Annotated in this window: 17 protein-coding genes; 12 read left to right on the top strand and 5 right to left on the bottom strand. The window is 58.5% G+C overall.

Annotation, left to right across the window (positions count from 1 at the left end; genetic code table 11):
* The first annotated feature begins 162 nt into the window (after positions 1–162).
* Positions 163–1,857 carry a glucose-6-phosphate isomerase gene (pgi, locus tag KSY82_RS01605; RefSeq protein WP_217749973.1) on the top strand — a complete coding sequence of 565 codons (1,695 nt, stop codon included), beginning with the start codon at positions 163–165 and terminating at the stop codon, positions 1,855–1,857.
* Between the two features lie 141 nt (positions 1,858–1,998).
* Here the strand turns inward: pgi and KSY82_RS01600 are convergent, their stop codons facing one another.
* From KSY82_RS01600 to KSY82_RS01590, 3 genes are all read right to left on the bottom strand, one after another.
* Positions 1,999–3,303, bottom strand: a complete 1,305-nt coding sequence (locus KSY82_RS01600) for a VirD4-like conjugal transfer protein, CD1115 family (protein WP_148332751.1) — start codon at positions 3,301–3,303, stop codon at positions 1,999–2,001.
* Positions 3,296–3,913, bottom strand: a complete 618-nt coding sequence (locus tag KSY82_RS01595) for an ATP-dependent Clp protease proteolytic subunit (protein WP_022094432.1) — start codon at positions 3,911–3,913, stop codon at positions 3,296–3,298. Before KSY82_RS01595 ends, KSY82_RS01600 begins: the two co-directional genes overlap by 8 nt.
* A gap of 63 nt (positions 3,914–3,976) precedes the next feature.
* On the bottom strand, positions 3,977–4,867 hold the full coding sequence (locus KSY82_RS01590; protein WP_217749972.1) for a hypothetical protein: 891 nt from the start codon (positions 4,865–4,867) through the stop codon (positions 3,977–3,979).
* 490 nt (positions 4,868–5,357) lie between these two features.
* Here KSY82_RS01590 and KSY82_RS01585 point away from each other — a divergent pair, with 490 nt between their 5' ends.
* The 8 genes from KSY82_RS01585 (at position 5,358) to KSY82_RS01550 (ending at position 13,854) form a co-directional block, all read left to right on the top strand.
* On the top strand, positions 5,358–6,200 hold the full coding sequence (locus KSY82_RS01585; protein WP_195544145.1) for a Cof-type HAD-IIB family hydrolase: 843 nt from the start codon (positions 5,358–5,360) through the stop codon (positions 6,198–6,200).
* A gap of 63 nt (positions 6,201–6,263) precedes the next feature.
* On the top strand, positions 6,264–6,923 hold the full coding sequence (locus KSY82_RS01580) for an HAD family hydrolase (protein WP_324252562.1): 660 nt from the start codon (positions 6,264–6,266) through the stop codon (positions 6,921–6,923).
* A gap of 150 nt (positions 6,924–7,073) precedes the next feature.
* Positions 7,074–7,817, top strand: coding sequence for a GntR family transcriptional regulator (locus KSY82_RS01575; protein WP_217749971.1), 744 nt, complete (start codon positions 7,074–7,076; stop codon positions 7,815–7,817).
* A 218-nt stretch (positions 7,818–8,035) separates the two neighbouring features.
* Complete coding sequence (locus tag KSY82_RS01570; protein WP_117745873.1) at positions 8,036–9,499, top strand: YfcC family protein; 1,464 nt, start codon at positions 8,036–8,038, stop codon at positions 9,497–9,499.
* A gap of 9 nt (positions 9,500–9,508) precedes the next feature.
* Complete coding sequence (locus KSY82_RS01565) at positions 9,509–11,092, top strand: amidohydrolase (protein ID WP_217749970.1); 1,584 nt, start codon at positions 9,509–9,511, stop codon at positions 11,090–11,092.
* Between the two features lies 1 nt (position 11,093).
* Positions 11,094–11,945, top strand: coding sequence for a sugar phosphate isomerase/epimerase family protein (locus KSY82_RS01560; RefSeq protein ID WP_195503316.1), 852 nt, complete (start codon positions 11,094–11,096; stop codon positions 11,943–11,945).
* 62 nt (positions 11,946–12,007) lie between these two features.
* Positions 12,008–12,976: an SIS domain-containing protein gene (locus KSY82_RS01555; RefSeq protein ID WP_022094440.1), complete on the top strand. Its 969-nt coding sequence runs from the start codon at positions 12,008–12,010 to the stop codon at positions 12,974–12,976.
* 14 nt (positions 12,977–12,990) lie between these two features.
* Complete coding sequence (locus KSY82_RS01550) at positions 12,991–13,854, top strand: PfkB family carbohydrate kinase (RefSeq protein ID WP_215673803.1); 864 nt, start codon at positions 12,991–12,993, stop codon at positions 13,852–13,854.
* A gap of 124 nt (positions 13,855–13,978) precedes the next feature.
* Here the strand turns inward: KSY82_RS01550 and KSY82_RS01545 are convergent, their stop codons facing one another.
* Positions 13,979–14,761, bottom strand: coding sequence for a TatD family hydrolase (locus tag KSY82_RS01545; RefSeq protein ID WP_195503312.1), 783 nt, complete (start codon positions 14,759–14,761; stop codon positions 13,979–13,981).
* 14 nt (positions 14,762–14,775) lie between these two features.
* Positions 14,776–15,573, bottom strand: a complete 798-nt coding sequence (locus KSY82_RS01540) for a tRNA threonylcarbamoyladenosine dehydratase (protein ID WP_217749969.1) — start codon at positions 15,571–15,573, stop codon at positions 14,776–14,778.
* 179 nt (positions 15,574–15,752) lie between these two features.
* On the opposite strand from KSY82_RS01540, the gene KSY82_RS01535 reads away from it, so the two are divergent.
* From KSY82_RS01535 to ettA, 3 genes are all read left to right on the top strand, one after another.
* The gene (locus KSY82_RS01535) at positions 15,753–16,031 is read left to right on the top strand and encodes an autorepressor SdpR family transcription factor (protein ID WP_022094448.1); all 279 of its coding nucleotides are present in this window, start codon (positions 15,753–15,755) and stop codon (positions 16,029–16,031) included.
* Positions 16,024–16,728: an SdpI family protein gene (locus tag KSY82_RS01530; RefSeq protein WP_117583905.1), complete on the top strand. Its 705-nt coding sequence runs from the start codon at positions 16,024–16,026 to the stop codon at positions 16,726–16,728. Before KSY82_RS01535 ends, KSY82_RS01530 begins: the two co-directional genes overlap by 8 nt.
* Positions 16,729–16,905: 177 nt before the next feature.
* Positions 16,906–18,585 (top strand): energy-dependent translational throttle protein EttA, encoded by a 1,680-nt coding sequence (gene ettA, locus KSY82_RS01525; protein WP_055251458.1) that lies wholly within the window; start codon positions 16,906–16,908, stop codon positions 18,583–18,585.
* The last annotated feature ends 58 nt before the right edge of the window (positions 18,586–18,643 follow it).

Raw genomic sequence — 18,643 nt, 5'->3', positions numbered from 1 at the left:
AAGCGTTTGACCTGCCAAAATAAACCTGTCCCTTTTTGGCGGGTCGCCGTTTGGGGGCGGATTGGCAACGCTCGCTGATTGTAGTCTTGACCTGCGCTAGAATAGGGGCATCTGATTATCCGGGCGCATGGAGGTATGCGCCCGTATGCTGAGGAGGACTTTATGGCAACTGTTGCCGCACCTATCGACGCTACGTCGACCGCCGCTTGGAAGGCGCTCGAGGCCCATCAGGAGAAGCTCGAGGCCGAGGGCATCGACCTCAAGGCCTGGTTCGCTGCCGATCCCGAGCGTGTGAACAAGCTGAGCTTTGACGCTGGTGACCTGCACTTTGACCTGTCCAAGAACCTGGTGACCGATGAGACCGTCAAGCTGCTGTGCGATCTTGCCCGCGAGGTGAAGCTCGAGGAGCGCCGCGACGCCATGTTCTCCGGCGAGCACATCAACACCACCGAGGACCGCGCTGTTCTGCACACCGCGCTTCGCCGTCCGGCAAGCGAGAAGGGCCAGCTCATCGTTGACGGCCAGGATGTCGTCGCCGACGTGCACGAGGTCCTCGACCGCATGTATGCCTTCGCCGAGCGCGTGCGCTCCGGTGAGTGGAAGGGCGTTACCGGCAAGAAGATCGAGCATCTGGTGTCCATCGGCATCGGCGGCTCCGATCTGGGCCCGGTCATGGCCTACGAGGCCCTGCGTCCCTATGCCGACGCCGGTATCGACTGCCGCTACATCTCCAACATCGACCCCAACGACCAGGCCGAGAAGCTCAAGGGCCTGGATCCCGAGACTACGCTCGTGATCATCGTCTCCAAGACCTTCACCACGCTCGAGACCCTCACCAACGCTCGCGAGGTCAAGACCTGGATGCTCGAGCAGCTCAAGGCTCAGGGCGCCATCGACGGCTCCGATGAGCAGAACGCCGAGGCCGTGGCAAAGCACTTCGTCGCCGTCTCCACCGCACTCGAGAAGGTCGAGGCCTTCGGTATCGACCCCGCCAACGCCTTCGGTTTCTGGAACTGGGTCGGTGGCCGCTATTCCGTTGACTCCGCCGTGGGCCTGTCGCTGATCGTCGTGCTCGGCCCCGAGCGCTTCCAGCAGTTCCTCGAAGGCTTCCACGCCATCGACGAGTACTTCTGCAACACCCCGCTCGAGAACAACGCCGTCGCGCTGATGGGCCTGCTCAATGTCTGGTACGTCAACTTCTTCGGTTCCAAGAGCCACGCCGTGCTTCCGTACTGCCAGTATCTGCACCGCTTCCCGGCCTACCTGCAGCAGCTCACCATGGAGTCCAACGGCAAGCACGTCCGCTGGGACGGCAGCGCTGTGACCTCCGATACCGGTGAGATCTTCTGGGGCGAGCCCGGCACCAACGGCCAGCATGCCTTCTATCAGCTGCTGCACCAGGGCACTGTGGTGGTCCCGGCCGACTTTATCGCTTTCGCCAACACTGCCAACCCTGCGACCGACAGCGGCCAGGATGTCCACGAGCTGTTCCTGGGCAACTTCCTGGCCCAGACCAAGGCGCTCGCCTTTGGTAAGACGGCCGACGAGGTTCGTGCCGAGGGCACGCCCGAGCAGATCGTCCCGGCCCGCTGCTTTGAGGGTAACCGTCCGACGACTTCGATCTTTGGCGACACGCTGACCCCGTTCGCACTCGGCGAGCTCATCGCACTGTACGAGCACATCACGTTTGTCGAGGGCACGGTCTGGGGCATCGACTCCTATGACCAGTGGGGCGTTGAGCTGGGCAAGCAGCTTGCCAAGCAGATTACCCCGGCCTTCCACGACGACGCCGCCAAGGCCGAGCAGGACGCTTCGACCCAGGCGCTTATCGAGTTCTATCGCGCTCACCGTAAGTAGCCGCTGCTGTTAACGCATCGCGCCTTATAGTCAGGGGCCCGTATCCTATTGGATGCGGGCCCCTTTGCTTTGCCGTGGTCCCGGGGCGCACGGCCTTTGTGGAACATCGCCGGGGCGCTGCGCGCTGCGAGAACCCTGCGCCTAGATCTCGGCCTCCGCATGGCCTCGCTGCGCCTCGGGCAGCTCCCCGTAGAGCGGATGGTCTTCGAGCCTAAAGCGCTCGACCTGTTCGGGAGTGCGACCGCGTACAAAGAGCCACGAGCGATCAATCGGCGTCGCCATGAGCGTGCTGGGCAGCGCGTCGGCGCGGTCGGAAAACACCCGGGCACTCTCGGGATCCTGGAACGCCAGCACCAGATGCGTGTCGCAGTTGCCCATGATGGAGCGTGCGCGTGCCTCGCCATAGAGCGCATCGAGCTGGTTGGTCGACTGCAGCAGCAGCGTTGCCCAGATGTTGCGGCTTCGGATAATCGAGAGCACGTTGTCGATCTGGGGGATCTGCAGATTTGCGAAGTCATCGAGCATAAAGCGCACGGGCACGGGCAGGCTGCCGTCGGGCTGCCTATCGGCCTCACGAATGAGGCCCATAAACGCCTGCGAAATAAAGAGGCCGGTCAGCGGATCGAGATTGCGGTCAATATCGCTCACGGTTACAAACAGGGCGCAGGGGGTGTGTCCCATGGAAGCGAAGTCCACCTGATGGCACTCACGATAGAGCTGTGCCGCACCGTCGAATCCCAGACACATGACCTTTTCGGCAAGGATGCCGACGATGCTCGCGTGCATGCGCTCGGCATTTTGCGTAATGGCGTAGCGCCGCCATAGCGAGAGGGCATAGCTTTGGGGGTCGGTCGTGATCAGGTCGTCAAACAATCGACCCGTGGCACCGTCCTGCAGGTGCTCGATCAGCTTGATGACCGAGCTGATCGTCTGCTCGTCGGCGGGTAGCTGTTCGGTGACGTAGGCGATAAGACACGACAGCAGGTTTGCCGCCGCATGATCCCAAAAAGGCTGGTTGTTGTCCTCGATGGGGCAGATGGCCTTTGCCACCGAGAGGATGTCCTGCTGGTTGGGCCTGCCGTCCGCCTTGCGGCGAATGTGCCTCAGGGGGTTGTAGCCGCAGCGCTCGATGCCGGGCGCAAGGGCCGGGACGGTGTTGAGGTCGGCGAAGTTGAGACATTGCACGCGGTAACCGTGGGCTGCCAGCACGGGTCCCACTTCGCGACAGAGCGTGCCTTTGGTGTCGAGCACGATGTAGCTTGCGTTCATTTGCAGCAGGTTGGGCTTGAGGACGTTTCGGGTCTTGCCGGCTCCCGAGGGGCCGATCACAAGTGCGTTGTTGTTGAGTCCCGTTTGGCGGGTGTCGCAGGAAAGCGTTCGATCCTTGGCGAGGATGGTGGACGATGCGGACTTAGATGCGGCGAGGCGGCTGGCGAGGTTAGACATGGGCGACCTCCTTGGTGGTCGAGAGGATTTCGTGGGCAAAGCCGAGCTCGACGGCGCGCTCGGCCGAAAGGTAGGTGTCTTTTGCAGTGAGGGACTGGATGCGCTTGGGCGTGAGGCCGCTGCGGTCCGAGAGGATTTGCGTGAGGGTCTTGCGGGTCTGCATGAGACGCCGGCTGGTTTCTTGCAGCGCAAGTGCCGAGCCGCCTGCCCCCTGGGGGATCAGCGGGTCGTGAATCATGAGCTCTGCATGGGGCGCCATACGGCGATCGTCGCCGCCCATAAAGATCACGGCGCCCATGGACGCGGCGAATTCCAGACAGACGGTGCGGATGGGGCACGATGCGAGGCGCATGGCGTCATAGATCGCAAGGCCCGATCGCACGCTTCCGCCGGCGCTGGCGACAAATATGGTGATGGGGCGGCTGGGGTCGGTGGCATCGAGCAGGCGGATCTGCTGGCATAGGTCGTGGGCCATCGGGGTTTCGATGTTTCCCATGACGGAGAGCTCGCGACGGGCGAGCATCTCATCGTAAATGCTGGTGAGCGTGATGCCTCGGGCGGATTCACGCATGGTGAGGGGGCTGATGATGGGGGAATGATTGGTGTCCATGAGGACTCCTTTCTGTTGGTTGTGTTGTGGAATAGGATTGTTGCCCGCGGAGGGGCTGGCGGGCTACAGGGTTCGTCCGAGCCTGAGATCGAGCTCGGTTGTGGGGCAGACTGCCTGTTCGTGCGGCTCGCAAGCGCCAAGGGCTCCAAAGCGATAGAGCGTTGCGGCGGGCGTGGTGTAGGCGAGCCGCAGCTGATGCTCGACAGGGGCACATCCGTCATTTTTGTAATGAGCCGCGTAGTACTGCGCGATGCTGGCGTTCATCTCGCTGCCATTGCGATGGCGCTCAAACTGGCGTCTGCAGGTCTCGATGATCTTTGCTACCGACTTGGGTGCCGTCGCGGGAACAAGGGCGAGATAGCCCTCAAATAGCTCGTTGATGCTCAGGAGGCACAGCAGGTCGATTAGCGTCCTTATGGCTGTTCCCTCGGCAGAAAAATGCGCGGTCATGCGGTTATATCGGTTGCGGTCGACGATGGCCGCATGGGGTCTTGGAGTTTTCTGCCCCGTGGTCCCGGGCTTTTGCCGCGCCTGTGTATTGAGCTCGACGTTGCAGCGCTTGAGGCCGTCCAACGGAAGGAACAGTGCGGTGCGCAGGGTGTTCCGCTTGCTTTCGAGTTCATGACGCTCGTCGGGTTCCCATTCGAGCTTGAGTTTCGTGTCAAGCGCCGTAAGCATATGGGCTAGGCAGCCTACGGTAAGAACGTACGAATCGTTGTCGCGTTTTGGGGCATAGGGGTCTGTCAGCTTGCGAATGTCGGGGTCGCCCATGATCTTTGTGCAGCGCTTCAGCAGTTGAGGGTGGTCGGCCAAGATCGTCGCGAGCGGTAGCGACGCGTAGTTCTTGATGGTCGCGGCGGCAAAGGCGGCGTCATATTCGTTTGCATATGCTCGCTCAATGCGGGCATCCAGAATGCTTTTCTTATCGCCGTCTTCAGCGTGGTGGTTTGTCATAGCTTCTCCAATCGGTTGATGTTCGTGCTGTTTGTTGATGTGTTGGTTGTCGTGAGTGATGTGCTTGCCGTGGGTGATGTGCTGACGTTGGGGTGCTATGCGGTTTTCAATGAGCCCGTGAGGCAGTTGCTGCAGGGGCGGGATGGAACGGCCCATGCAAGGCGGAAGGCATCGTGCTCAAAATCGAGACAGCAATGCCCCGGGTGCCTCACATGTGGCAGTTACCTCATTAAGTTGTCATTGCGTTTGGGGCTGTACTTTGCCGATCTTCTTTCTCTTACACGCTAAAAACTGAAACTTCATATGCTCGATCTACTTAAAACCGCAACGGCGGTCTTTTATCAACTTATATGTCGGAACGCGTCTTTGCAAGTACTTTTTTGTCTTTGTTTCAAATGGGGTGGTTTTGCAACCGTCATACGCGCGCCGTGCGAACGTGCCCCGGCTCGGATAAGATAGTGCGCGATAAAAACGATGCAAGGAGGCACATATGGCAATTAAAGCCATCGCAATGGATATCGATGGTACGCTCACCAACGATCAGAAGGTGATCAGCCCGCGTACGCGCGAAAAGCTGCTCGCGGCGCAGGAGTCGGGCATTAAGCTCATCTTGGCTTCGGGTCGTCCCGCATGGGGGCTACATGCTCTGGCACAGGAGCTCGACCTCCAAAACCATGACGGTCTGCTAGTCGCTTTCAATGGCGCGCATGTTGTCGACGCTCAGACCGATGAGGTCCTTTTTGACCAGGCCATGCCAGCTGACGAACTGCACCGTCTGATTGATCACCTGCAAAACTATGATGTGATCCCCATGATCTCGCTCGGGCGCGACCTGCATGTAGAGGACTCGTATCGCTGCATGATTACACTGCCGGACGGCTCGCAGAAGAATATCGTCAAATACGAGCGCGATGCCTGCGACCTTAAGATCCGCGAGGTCGAGAGCTTGCATGAGGTCGTGGACACTTATCCCGTAGACAAGCTGCTGACGGCAGGCGATCCGGCCTACCTGCAGGCGCATTACGAGGAGATGTATGCGCCCTTTACCCAGACGCTTTCGGGCATGTTTACGGCCGACTGGTACTTTGAGTACACGGCGCCTGGTATCGACAAGGCCCGCGCGCTCGAGGGTGCCCTGCCCAAGCTCGGCATCGATGCCAGCGAGGTCGTCTCGTTTGGCGACGGCCAGAACGACAAGTCCATGATTGAGTGGGCCGGCACCGGTGTTGCCATGGGCAACGCCGTCGATGAGGTCAAGGCTGTAGCCCAGATGGTGACCGCCAATAATAACGAAGACGGCATTGCGGTGGCGCTGGATAAGCTGCTGGGTTAGAATCGCCGATAGTGCATGGCTCGGGCGTCCGCTTGCGGGCGCCCTTTTGTTAGGGAGGGTGCCGTGTCCGCATTTCCGTTCGACGCCGTTATCTTTGACATGGACGGCGTGATTGTCGATACCGAGTATTACTACCTGGGCGAGACTGCCGCGTTTGCCAAGGAGCTTGGGCTTAACCTGACTCAAGAGGAGTTGAATGGGCAGGTCGGTACTTCGCACCAGTTCTTCCTGCATATGCTGGTCGATTGGTTTGAGCGCGCCGGTAAGGGGCATTTCACTGGCGAGGAAGCGTTGGCCCGTTGGAACGAGTGGGCGCATAAGCGTCCGCGCGACTATCAGGCTTTGATTAACCCAGGCGCCGTGGATACGATTCGAGAGCTGCCGCGCCGTGGCGTTCGCGTGGCGCTTGCCAGCTCGTCTCCCATGGATAGCATCGAGGAAGTGCTCAACGCATGCGGGCTGTCGGATGCCTTTGAGTATGTGGTGAGCGGCGAGCAGTTTAAGGAGAGCAAGCCCGAGCCCGACATCTACCTGCATGCGCTGGACCTGCTGGGGCTGCCCGCGAATCGCTGCTGCTGCGTCGAGGATTCGGTGCCTGGCATCACCGCTGGCAAGCGAGCCGGCCTGACAGTCATTGCCAAGCGCGAGGAACGCTTTGGCTTTAGCCAGGATGCCGCGGACAAGATTATCGACCAGCTGCCGGAGCTGCTCACGCTTTCTTAGGAGCGCGGTAGTTGCGCGTTTTTCGGGTCTGATGAGTAAATAGCCAACATTTTGGTGCGACACCTAGCATACTTTAAGCTAATGCGGGCTTAAGGGCTTGTTGAATGCCCTTAAGCCCGTTTTAGAATTAATTGTGCTGGGAGAGGGTATATGCCACCGACTGAAGGGCCAACTGACGGTAAAGCAGCGATACCGCTGTACCAACAGGTCATTGATATCATTAAAAACGAAATCAACTCCGGCGCCTACAAGGCAGGCGCGCGGATACCCAACGAATTCGAATTGGCTGAGAGCTATAAAGTTGGCCGCGTTACCGTGCGACGCGCTATTGAGGAGCTCGTCCAGCAGGGCTATCTAACGAAGCGACAGGGGAAAGGCACGTTTGTCAATGCCCCCAAGCTCAAGCGCAAGATTCGCCAGAAGGATGACGTCCAGAGTTTTTCGGACGCATGCCGCGTTAACGGAATGGAACCGGGGGCGTGTGTCATTTCGAGAAAGATACTGCCGGCGGATTCCACCGAAGCGCAGTTCTTTGGTGTTCCCGTTGGAACTGACTTGATTTGCGTTGAGCGCGTGCGCACTGCCGATGGCGTCCCTGTCATGCTCGAGAACAACATATATGTTTACGAGGACAACGCCTATCTATCAACGGCACTTCTATCTAACCAATCCATTTTTGAGTTCGTGCGCAACCGGACGGGCCGCACGCCCGCGTTTACCGACCCGTGCACGCTCGAGATCGCGTGCGCGTCGCCCGAGGTCGCTCGACTGTTGGCAGTTCCCGTTGGCGAACCCTTGTTTTATATGGAAGCCTTCTTTTTCGATGAGCAGCGGCGGCCGTTTATCATCGGTCGTCAGCGGATCGTTGGGTCTCGCTACGTTTTTGACATCTAGGACATTGCGAATGGAAACGCCCGGTGGATCATCTCACCGGGCGTTTCCATACCGTTCATGGCGCAAACGCGACCGTTCAACCGCGTTGCGGCAATCAGTTTGAAATTATCTTGATGAAGGGAAAAGCTGCTGGTAATCTATGGGACGTCATAGAACGTTTGCATTGTGCAAACGTTGAAGCGAGATGCGATGCAGTCTCGAGTTCTTTGGAGGTATCTATGTCAGATACGAAGGCGAAGAAGACAAACAGACGTTTTAAGTTCAAATTACCGCATGTCTATACGATCATGTTCTTGCTGATCGTTGTCTTTGCGGTCCTGACTTGGATCGTTCCCTCTGGTCAGTATCAGCGCAAGACAATTTCGACAGCGGCGGGCGAGCGTGAAGTCGCCGTTGCTGGAACCTATGAACAGGTCGATAAGAACTACACCGATTCCGAGACCGGCGAGACCATCAATCTGGGCCAGGATATCTTCGCGGTTCTGCAAGCGCCCACCAAGGGTATCCAAGAGGCTGCCGACGTCGTTGCGTTCGTCTTATTGATTGGCGGATCGTTCGCGATCATCACCAAGACCAACGCTTTGAATGCCGGCATGAGCCGTGTGATTAAAAAGCTCAAGAACAAGGACATCCTCATCATTCCCATCACGATGACATTGCTGTCCATTTGCGGCACTACGTTTGGCATGTCTGAGGAAGCCCTGCCGTTCTATGCCATCTTCATTCCCATCATGATGGGTATCGGTTATGACTCGATGACGGCATTCATCATCTGCTTCCTTGGTCCTAACCTGGGATATTGTGCTTCGACCATCGACCCGTTTAATGTTTTGATCGCCCAAGGCATCATTGGCATCGAGGGTAATCCGCAACTGTGGCTGCGCGCCGTTTCTTGGGTCATCTTCACTGCCGTCGGTATCGCATGGGCCATGCGCTACGCCATGCGCGTCAAGAAAAACCCCGAGTCGTCCATTGTGTACGAGGACGATAAGCTCAAGCGTATTGAGTTTTCCGTGACCGATGCCTCCATCGAGGAAGAGTTCACTATCCGTCAGAAGCTCGTGCTTATCGATTTTGCTTGCGGTATGGGCATTATCGTCTGGGGTCTTGTTACCCAGGGCTGGTACATGAATCAGATTTCCGCCGTGTTCCTTGGCATGGGCTTGCTTGCCGGTATCCTGGGCGGCCTTGACCAGCAGACGATCGCAGAGGAGTTCGTTAAGGGTCTCGCCGACTTTGCGTACGCTGCCGTCGTTATCGGTATCGCTCGCGGTATTCTGGTCATCGCCGAGGGCGGCATGATCATCGACACCATCCTCCAGGCGCTTGCTACCGCGCTCGCCGGTGCACCTGCCGCCGTCTACACCACGTTTATGTATGTCGTCCTTGGCCTGCTCTCTTTGCTGGTTCCCTCGAGTTCTGGCCTGGCGGCGCTCACCATGCCCGTTATGGGCCCCCTGACCGAGCTCATGGGCCTCAATCCCGAGGCGGCCGTCACCGCGCTCCAGTTTGCCAACCAGACCATCAACACCATCAGCCCCGTGGCGGGTATGACGGTCGCCGGCCTTGCCGTGGCTAAGATTTCGTTTGGCCAATGGTGGAAGACCATTTGGAAGTTCTTCATCTTCATGGTCGTGTTTGGCTTGGTCATTACTGCCATTTCCGGCATGCTTCCGGCGTAGGTGGTTGTGATGTCTGATCGTTTGACGGTCCTGACGTCTAAGAGCGTCTTTACCGGTACGGGGGACCTGCCGTTTGAAGGTTTCGTAGCGGTCCGTGGCAATCGAATTGAGGCTGTTGGCACCAAGTGTGAGGCGGCTTCGTATTTGACCCAGGCGGACGAGGTAGTTGACCTGGGCGACCGTACCGTCATGCCTGGCCTGATCGATGTGCATACCTTCTATACAGGCTGGGCGCTGCGGACGTTGGGGTCTGATCTGTCCGGCATCGCCGATGCCAAAGAGGCCGTGTCGCTCTTGCGTGCATGGAAAGAAGGTCATCCGGATTGCGCGGCGGCTTTTGGCCACAACCTACCCGAAACGTTGGCATCGGATGCCGAGAACGCAAATACGGCAGCTGTGTTTGACGATTGTTTTGGCGATATCCCCGTTGTCTGCTTTACATCGGGTGCGGAGACCTGCGTTCTCAATGCTGCCGCTAGTGCGCGATACGGCTTTACGCCCCAGGCGTGCTATGCCGAGAAGATCTGGCGCATGATGAGCGATTTCCTCGCGCTGCCCGAGGTGCGTGCCGGGTATTCGGACTACATGAACATGCTTAACGAGCGCGGCGTCACCGCCATCAAGGAGATGGCGTTTGATGACTATTACGGCTTTGCCGACGAAATGGCTCGCCGTGAGGAATCTGGTGAGCTGACGGTTCGCGTCTCTATGATGTCGCAGCCGGTGGGTGCCGGTGCAAATCTGGCATATGCCCGCGAGGCGCGAGAGCGCTTCCGGGGACCGTTCGTTCGTTTTTCTGGCTTCAACCGTATGACCGATCGCGGCGTATGGGCGGGGCTTGCCGAGATGATTGAACCCTATGAGGACACGGCCGATGCGGGCGCTGCCGGCAAGACGGTCGTCGAGGAGCCAGAGTGGGATCTGATTGAGAACGAGCTGCGTGCAATTGATGCTGACGGCTTCCGATATTCCTTGCATTGCCAGGGCGATGGCGCCGTTCGTCGCACCGTGGCGCTCTATGCCTCGCTGCCTCGAGACGAGCATGGACGGATGCTTCGCCGCCATGCGATTACCGATCTCGAGAACTCTGACCCGACCGATCTTGTCGAGTTTGGCAAGTTAGGTGGAATTTGCGAGGTCTATCCGCAGATTCTAACGCTGGACCGGCGCGAGGATTGCCTGTCGATGATGCGTCGACAAATTGGTGAGACGCGACTTTTGCACAGCTGGAATCGCCGCGGCATGGAAGATTCCGGATGCACAGTGTGCTGTGGCACGGATTTACCGCTGTTGATTCCGAGTTTGGGCGAGTCAATCTACAGTGCGTGCGGCGGATACTTCGACGACGGACTGCCCGTGAATGAGGTCAACGCGCTGACGCTTGTCGAGCTCTTGCGCGCTTGGACTGCCGGGGGCGCGTACGACCTGATGCGCGAAGACGAGCTGGGTACGCTTGAGGTTGGCAAGCTTGCCGATATCTGCGTGCTCGATCGGGATGTGTTCGACCTCGATTATCGCGACGCACGCGATCTTGCGGTTGATATGACGATGTCGGACGGACAAATCGTGTTCGATCGAAATAAGGAGGCATAAGATGTCTGAATCCAAACCGACGCTGCACCGCGAACAGATTGCGGGCATGAATATCCACTACATCATGTGGTCGCTCGATTACTTCCTTGATGTGCAGCAGCGTTTGGGCTTTGAGTCCATTGAGCTGTGGTGTGCGGAGCCGCATGTGACGCTCGACCACACGGGCTACTTTGAAGCTGAGGTCCTGGCGAAAAAGGCTGCAGACCGTGGGCTTAGGTATCGTACTCTGTGTCCCGAGAATGTTGTCTATCCTTGGCAGTACTGCGCACGCAAACCGCTGCATGAACAGCGCAGCTTGGCGTACTTTAAGCACGGCATTGAGCTTGCCGAGGTACTTGGGTGCGACCGCATGTCCATCAACTCGGGCTGGGGCGACTGGGACGAGGACCGCGAGGAAGCCTGGAAGCGCAGCCGCGAGCACTTGTCCATTCTGGCGGAGTATGCCGGCGAGCACGGTCTGGTGCTTACGATGGAAAGCCTGCGTCCCGAGGAGAGCAACCTTGTGACGACGGTTTCCGATGCGAAGCGCATGATTGACGAGGTCGCGAGCCCGTACTTACAGCCCATGGTTGATACAACCGCGATGGGCGTTGCAGGCGAGACGCTCGAGGACTGGTTTGCCGCCTTTGGTGATGGGGCAATTCACGAGATGCACTTTATCGACGGTGACCCGTATGGCCATCTGGTGTGGGGCGATGGCAAGCACGATATGGACGCCTTCGTCGCCACGCTCAACGCCCATGGTTTCGACGGCATGCTGGGCCAGGAAATCACGGACGGTCGTTACTACGATGACCCGGCGGCGGCAGATGCCAAGAACATGGCCGCATTCGAGAAATATCTGATTGACTAAAACAACCATCGGCCACGCAACCAACGTCATTGATTGCGGGCCAAATAAGAAAGGAACTGGATATGAACGCACACGATCTGATCAAAGAGGCAATTGCCGAGAAGGGCAAGTTCGACAGCGTCTACTGGATTGCTTGCGGTGGCTCCATGATCGATTTGATCCCGGCTCATGAGCTTCTGCAGCGCGAGGCAACCACCTTCACTTCGTATATCTATACGGCTCGCGAGTTCGATATCATGCGTCCGCGTCGTCTGGGCGAGAAGTCCCTGGTCATCGCTTGCAGCCACAGCGGCAACACCCCGGAGGTCGTCGAGGGCTGCGAGATTGCCCTTGCTGCCGGTGCTACGGTGATCGCCCAGACCGACAACGCTGGATCCAAGATCGACTCCGGCAAGTGGACCACGTGGGTCTACCCATGGGGCGAGGGCGTGCCGCAGGCCGAGGTTCCCGCTGGTATTTCGCTGTCGCTTGCGGCAGAGCTGCTCGATCAGCAGGAGGGCTACGCCGATCTTGCCGATATGTATGCCGGTATCGCCGAGATGGATAAGATTCTTCCCCCGGCACGCGAGAAGGTAAATGCCGAGCTGGGCGATCGCTTTGCCAAGCTTTGCCAGGAGCACGAGTTCTTCTATATTCTGGGCAGCGGTCCCAACTTTAGCCAGACCTACGGTTTCGCTATCTGCTCTCTTATGGAGATGCAGTGGCAGCACTGCAGCTACATCCACTCCGCCGAGTACTTCCACGGCCCCTTCGAGGCTACTCAGGATGGCGTTTTTTACTTCCTGCAGATGGGCTCCAGCGAGTGCCGTGCTATGGACGAGCGCGCCCTGGCGTTTCTTAAGACGCATACCGATACGCTGATGGTGCTCGATGCCAAGGAGTACGGTATGGAAGCCGTGCCGGCGAGCGTCCGCGCCTATCTGGACCCGGTGCTGTTCTACGCCATGAACTGCGAGCTGCGTGCTGCACGCGGCAAGGTGTTTGATCACGACCCCGATTTCCGTCGCTATATGGGTGTTGTCGAGTACTAGAAGGGACAAAGGCCATGGCATTTAACGTTAACGCGCTCGGATTTGGCGACAACGTCGTCGATCGCTACGAGCATATCCACACCATGTATCCTGGCGGCAATGCGGTGAACTTCGCCGTTTATGCCAAGAAATGCGGTGCCGCACGCTCCGCATACATGGGAATTTTTGGCAATGATGCCGCTGCCGAGCATGTCATTGCAAGCCTCGAGGATGAGGGTATCGAGCTTGACAAGTGCGAGCAGATGATTGGCGAGAACGGAGCGGCTCGCGTGACCGTCGTCGACGGTGACCGTGTCTTCCTCGGCTCCAACGAGGGCGGTATCCGTGGCGATGCGCGCTATGTCCTCAATCGCTTTGACCTTGCGTACATGAAGCAGTTCGATGTGGTTCATTCGGGCAACTATTGCTTTACCGAGCGCGAGCTTCCCAAGTTGAAGGCTGCGGGCGTCACGGTCTCTTTTGACTTTTCGGACGACTCCACCGACGAGTACTACGAGCAGATTGCGCCCTACGTCGATTTTGCTTTCTTTAGTGCGGCGGATGCTGCGAGTGAGGACGAGATTCGCGAGCGTCTGGCATGGGTGAAGGGCCTGGGTCCGCGTTTTGTGTCGGCTACGGCGGGCGCCGAGGGCTGCATTGCTTACGACGGCGAGCGTTATTACCGCCAGCTGGCTAAACCGGTAACGGACATGAAGGACACCATGGGGGCGGGCGACTCGTTCCTCACCTCGTTTTTGATGTGCTATCTCGATTCCGCCAAGCGCGGTGAGGATGGCGCCGAGGCCATCGAGCGCGCGCTCGACTTTGCTGCCGGGTTTGCCTCGACCGTGTGCGGCATGGAAGGTTCTTGGGGCCACGGAGCGCCGATTTCCGAATAGGTGAGCAGTGCCGGGGAGTCGAATTGTCGACTCCCCGGGACCTCGTGTGCAAAAAACGCCAAATATGAGTACTGTATCCATTCCGGTAACAGTACTCATATTTGGCGTTTTTTGCACACCGAGCTTAGCGAAGGTCAAAAACAGCGTGCGCATTTGCTAAAACTACCGACTCGATGCGCTTTGCGTCACAGTTTTTGAGTGAGGCAATGCGCATCGAGGTCCTTGCGAGCGATCTGATGAGCGACTGCGCGCTTGTTTCTGTGTTTGCCTCCGCCGGCGCATCGGTTTCGAGCAGTAAACGATCGAGTGGAATCTGTCGTGCGTATTCGCGACCGCGCTTGGTCGCGAGCATGCGTTCGTTGACGGAAAAATAACAGCCCGCATTACGCGCGCGGACGAGTTCGTCCGAAGTACCGCTAAACCAGTGGAAGATGATAACGGGGGAGTCGGGGTTTGGGATGAGTAGTCCATGCGATTCGAGGACGTCCAGTACGGCTCCTGCCGAACGAACGGCGTGAATTGATATCACGCGCCCGGTAAGAGGATGCTGCACGAGCGCATCGCAGAGCCGGTTAAGTGCCTGTATTTGTAGCGGCTCACTTCCAGCAAAGCGCGCGGAAAAGTCGAGTCCGACTTCGCCGATGTAGTGCTCTTGGGCGGCAACTTCGCAAAGCAGATTGACTTCGGCAGGACCGCAGCGGCCGTCGGCGAGCCACCAGGGATGGAGGCCGACGCCCGCGATAATGTTTGGGTAGCGGCTGGCACGCTTTTTTGCTGCCGCGAAGTCGCGTGGGTCGACCCCGCAATCAAAGACCCCCAGTCCTATAGCCGCAGTTTCGTCGGCAACAGCATTCGGGTATGCCATCAAATCAAGATGGCAGTGTGCATCAAATAACCGGGGCTCCATCTCGGCGCGTTCCGCTAGTCCAGGCGCTGGCCATCGGAGCGTACACGTTCGGTGCCGCGGCCGCTGATCTGGCGGATAACCTCGCCGGCAATCATCTGACCCATGATGGGCGGCATAAAACTGGCGGTTCCGAGCTCGGTACGCTCGTGGATGTTGGAAGGGTCGCGGGGCTGTGTCTTAACCGATTCCTCGCAGCTAAACAGCACGTGCAGGCTCTTGATTCCGCGCTTCTTACATTCTTTGCGCATAATGCGGCTCATAGGGTCACGTACCGTATCGAAGATGTCGGCAAAGCGGAGACACTCGGGATGGAGCTTGTTGGCCCCGCCCATGGAGCTAACCAAACGAATGTCGTGGTCCTGAGCATATTTGGCAATGGTGAGCTTGGCCGAGATGGTGTCGATGGCGTCGATGACGTAATCGAGCTTGCCGCCTGTCTGCTCCAAAACGCTTGCGAAGAATTCGTCGATGTTGTCGCTTAGCAGGTATTCGGTACGCTTGATGACGGTGGCGGCAGGATTGATGTCTTTGATCATGGCCTCCATAACGTCGACCTTGCGCTTGCCGATGGTGCTGTGAAATGCGATGGCCTGGCGATTGATATTGCTGGGCGCGATGATGTCCTTGTCCAGAATGACGAAGTGACCGATGCCGCCGCGGGCGAGTGCCTCGCAGCAGTTGGAGCCCGCGCCTCCGCAGCCGAGCACCAGCACCGTGGCGTTGGCGAGCTTATCGAGTGCCTCGCGGCCCATGATGATCTCGAGCTTGGTGTCGCGTGTCTCGATGGGAGTTGCGGCTGTGGTTTCGGTCATAAATATCCTCCGATGGGGAAGCGAATCGTGTTTTAGCTATCGTCATTATAGGTAATCGCCCATAGGTTGCGATGGCGTTTGCTTTAATGTGGTTTGAAGCATTGCGATTAGATAGTTAGACAAACATCTAAATATCGAGTATAGTATGCGCGTCATGAGAGATGATGAGAGGAGGTCTTATGCCGGGAGAGGGTTTTAAGGCGCTGGCCGATCCTACGCGGCGGCGCATTTTGGAACTACTGCGCGAGGGCAATTGTACGGCCGGGGAGCTTGCCGAGCATTTTGACATTAGCAAGCCGTCACTGAGCCATCACTTGGCGACGCTTAAAAACGCCGGGTTGGTAACCGACGAACGTCATGGCCAAAACATCGTTTACAGCTTAAACACCACCGTCATGCAGGACTTGATCGGTTGGTTTATGGGCTTTACAAACACGGAAGGTGATAAGGATGAATAACGAAAACAAGGGCATTCACCCCACGGGGGTATCGTCTCGCGTGTGGATTGCGCTGGTCGCTCTGTGCGTCGCCAATGTCGTAGCGCACCTCATGGTGATGCCGAGCTTGCCTGCGCAGATTCCCACGCACTGGGGCGCGAACGGCGCCGTCGACGGTTGGGGTCCTAGCTGGATGGCCTCCGCGCTCGGCGCGCTGCCTCTGGCGCTTCTCGCAATGTTCTGCGTGGTGCCGCGCATCGACCCCAAAGGTGAGGCATATCGAACCTCGGGCAAGTTCTACCAGGGCTTCGTAATCGCCTTCACCTTGTTCATGTGCGCCATAAGCTGGCTGGGAGAGCTTACGGTCTGGGGCGTGGTGCCGGCGGTCGGTTCGGTTAACGTGCTGATTTCCGGTGTTGTCGGTTTGCTGTTCATCGGCGTAGGCAACTACTTGCCGCGTGTGAAGCAGAACTATACGCTCGGTATCAAGACACCCTGGGCGCTTGCCGATCCCGAGAACTGGCGCCGTACGCAGCGTTTTGGCGGCGCCTGCTTTATGGTGCTGGGTATTGGCCTGATTGTGATGGGCGTGGCAGGCAGCGTGCTTTCGAGTGAAGTCGTCGCCGCGGTGATTGCGGTTCTGGCGTTTGGTTCGGTTGGAGCCGTCTACGTCTACTCGTATCTGTTGTGGCGCAAATCGCAGCGAGCCGCTCGTTAAGGTTGCGGAAAACTAGCGTACGCAGTTCATAGTATGTTCCGGGGGACTTTTCCCAGGTAGTATTAGGGGGTATGGGCAACCATGCCCCTTTTTATTAGAACGCGCGAACTGCCTCTCCGCTTTTTCCAAAACGGAGAGGGGGAGAAGATTTCCGCAGCTAGATAAGGAGAAATGACTGTGGCGGAGTTCATTTATCAGATGTATCAGGCTCGCAAGGCCCATGGCGACAAGGTAATCCTTGACGACGTGACCCTGAGCTTCTACCCTGGTGCCAAGATCGGCGTCGTGGGTCCCAACGGCATGGGCAAGTCGACCCTGCTCAAGATCATGGCCGGCATCGAGGAGGTCTCCAACGGCGATGCTAGGCTCACCCCCGGCTACACCGTGGGCATCCTGCAGCAGGAGCCGCCGCTCGACGATGACAAGACCGTCATCGAGAACGTGCGCATGGCGTTTGGCGATATGATCGCCAAGGTCGATCGCTTCAACAAGATCGGCGAGGAGATGTGCGACCCGGATTGCGACATGGATGCCCTCATGGCCGAGATGGGCAAGCTCCAGGACGAGATCGATGCCGCCGATGGCTGGGATATCGATTCCAAGCTCGGCCAGGCCATGGACGCCCTGCAGCTGCCCGATTCCGACATGCCGGTCAACGTGCTTTCCGGCGGCGAGCGCCGTCGCGTGGCCCTGTGCAAGCTGCTGCTCGAGGCTCCCGACCTGCTGCTGCTCGACGAGCCCACGAACCACCTGGACGCCGAGTCGATCCTGTGGCTCGAACACTTCCTGCACAACTACCAGGGCGCGGTGCTTGCCGTCACGCACGATCGCTACTTCCTGGATAACGTTGCCGAGTGGATCTGCGAGGTCGACCGCGGTCACCTTTATCCCTACAAGGGCAACTACTCCACGTATCTGGAGACCAAGGCCGCGCGTATCGAGGCACAGGGCAATCGTGACGCCAAGCTCGCCAAGCGCATGGAGGCCGAGCTCGAGTGGGTGCGCAGCTCGCCCAAGGCTCGCCAGGCAAAGAACAAGGCCCGTCTGGCTCGCTACGAGGAGATGGAGGCCGAGGCCCGCGCAAGCCAGAAGCTCGACTGGACCGACATCCGCATCCCTGTGGGCCCGCGTTTGGGCAACAAGGTGCTCGAGGCCCATCATCTGCACAAGGAGTTCGATGGCCGCGTGCTCATCGATGACCTTTCGTTCACCCTGCCGCGCAACGGCATCGTGGGCGTCATCGGCCCCAACGGTGTCGGTAAGACCACGCTGTTCAAGACGATTGTGGGTCTGGAGCCGCTGACTTCGGGCGAGCTTGAGGTGGGCGAGACCGTCAAGATCTCCTATGTCGACCAGAACCGTTCCGGCATCGACCCCGATAAGAACCTATGGGAGGTCGTCTCGGACGGCCTGGACCACATGATGGTCGGCGAGACCGAGGTTCCGAGCCGCGCTTATGTGGCGAGCTTTGGCTTTAAGGGCCAGGACCAGCAGAAGCGCGCTGGCGTACTTTCCGGTGGCGAGCGCAACCGTCTGAACCTGGCGCTCACGCTCAAGCAGGGCGGCAACCTGCTGCTCCTCGACGAGCCTACGAACGACCTCGACGTCGAGACGCTGTCCTCGCTCGAAGCGGCGCTGCTCGAGTTCCCGGGCTGCTCGGTGGTCATTAGCCATGACCGTATGTTCCTGGACCGCGTCGCCACGCACATTCTGGCGTGGGAAGGCACCGACGAGAACCCGGGCAACTGGTATTGGTTCGAGGGCAACTTCGAGGCCTATCAGGCCAACCGCATCGAGCGCCTGGGCGAGGACGCGGCCCAGCCGCATCGTATCCACCGTAAGCTGACGCGCGACTAGATCGTTACGCGGTTTTCCAAACCGCGTAACTGCTCGACGCTGCGCGGGTCGCAAGCAC

This window comes from Collinsella aerofaciens (assembly GCF_019131995.1).
In the GTDB taxonomy this organism is placed as follows: Bacteria; Actinomycetota; Coriobacteriia; order Coriobacteriales; family Coriobacteriaceae; genus Collinsella; species Collinsella aerofaciens_S.
Note: the sequence above shows the minus strand (reverse complement) of the source record. Positions and strands in the feature narration are given on the sequence as shown.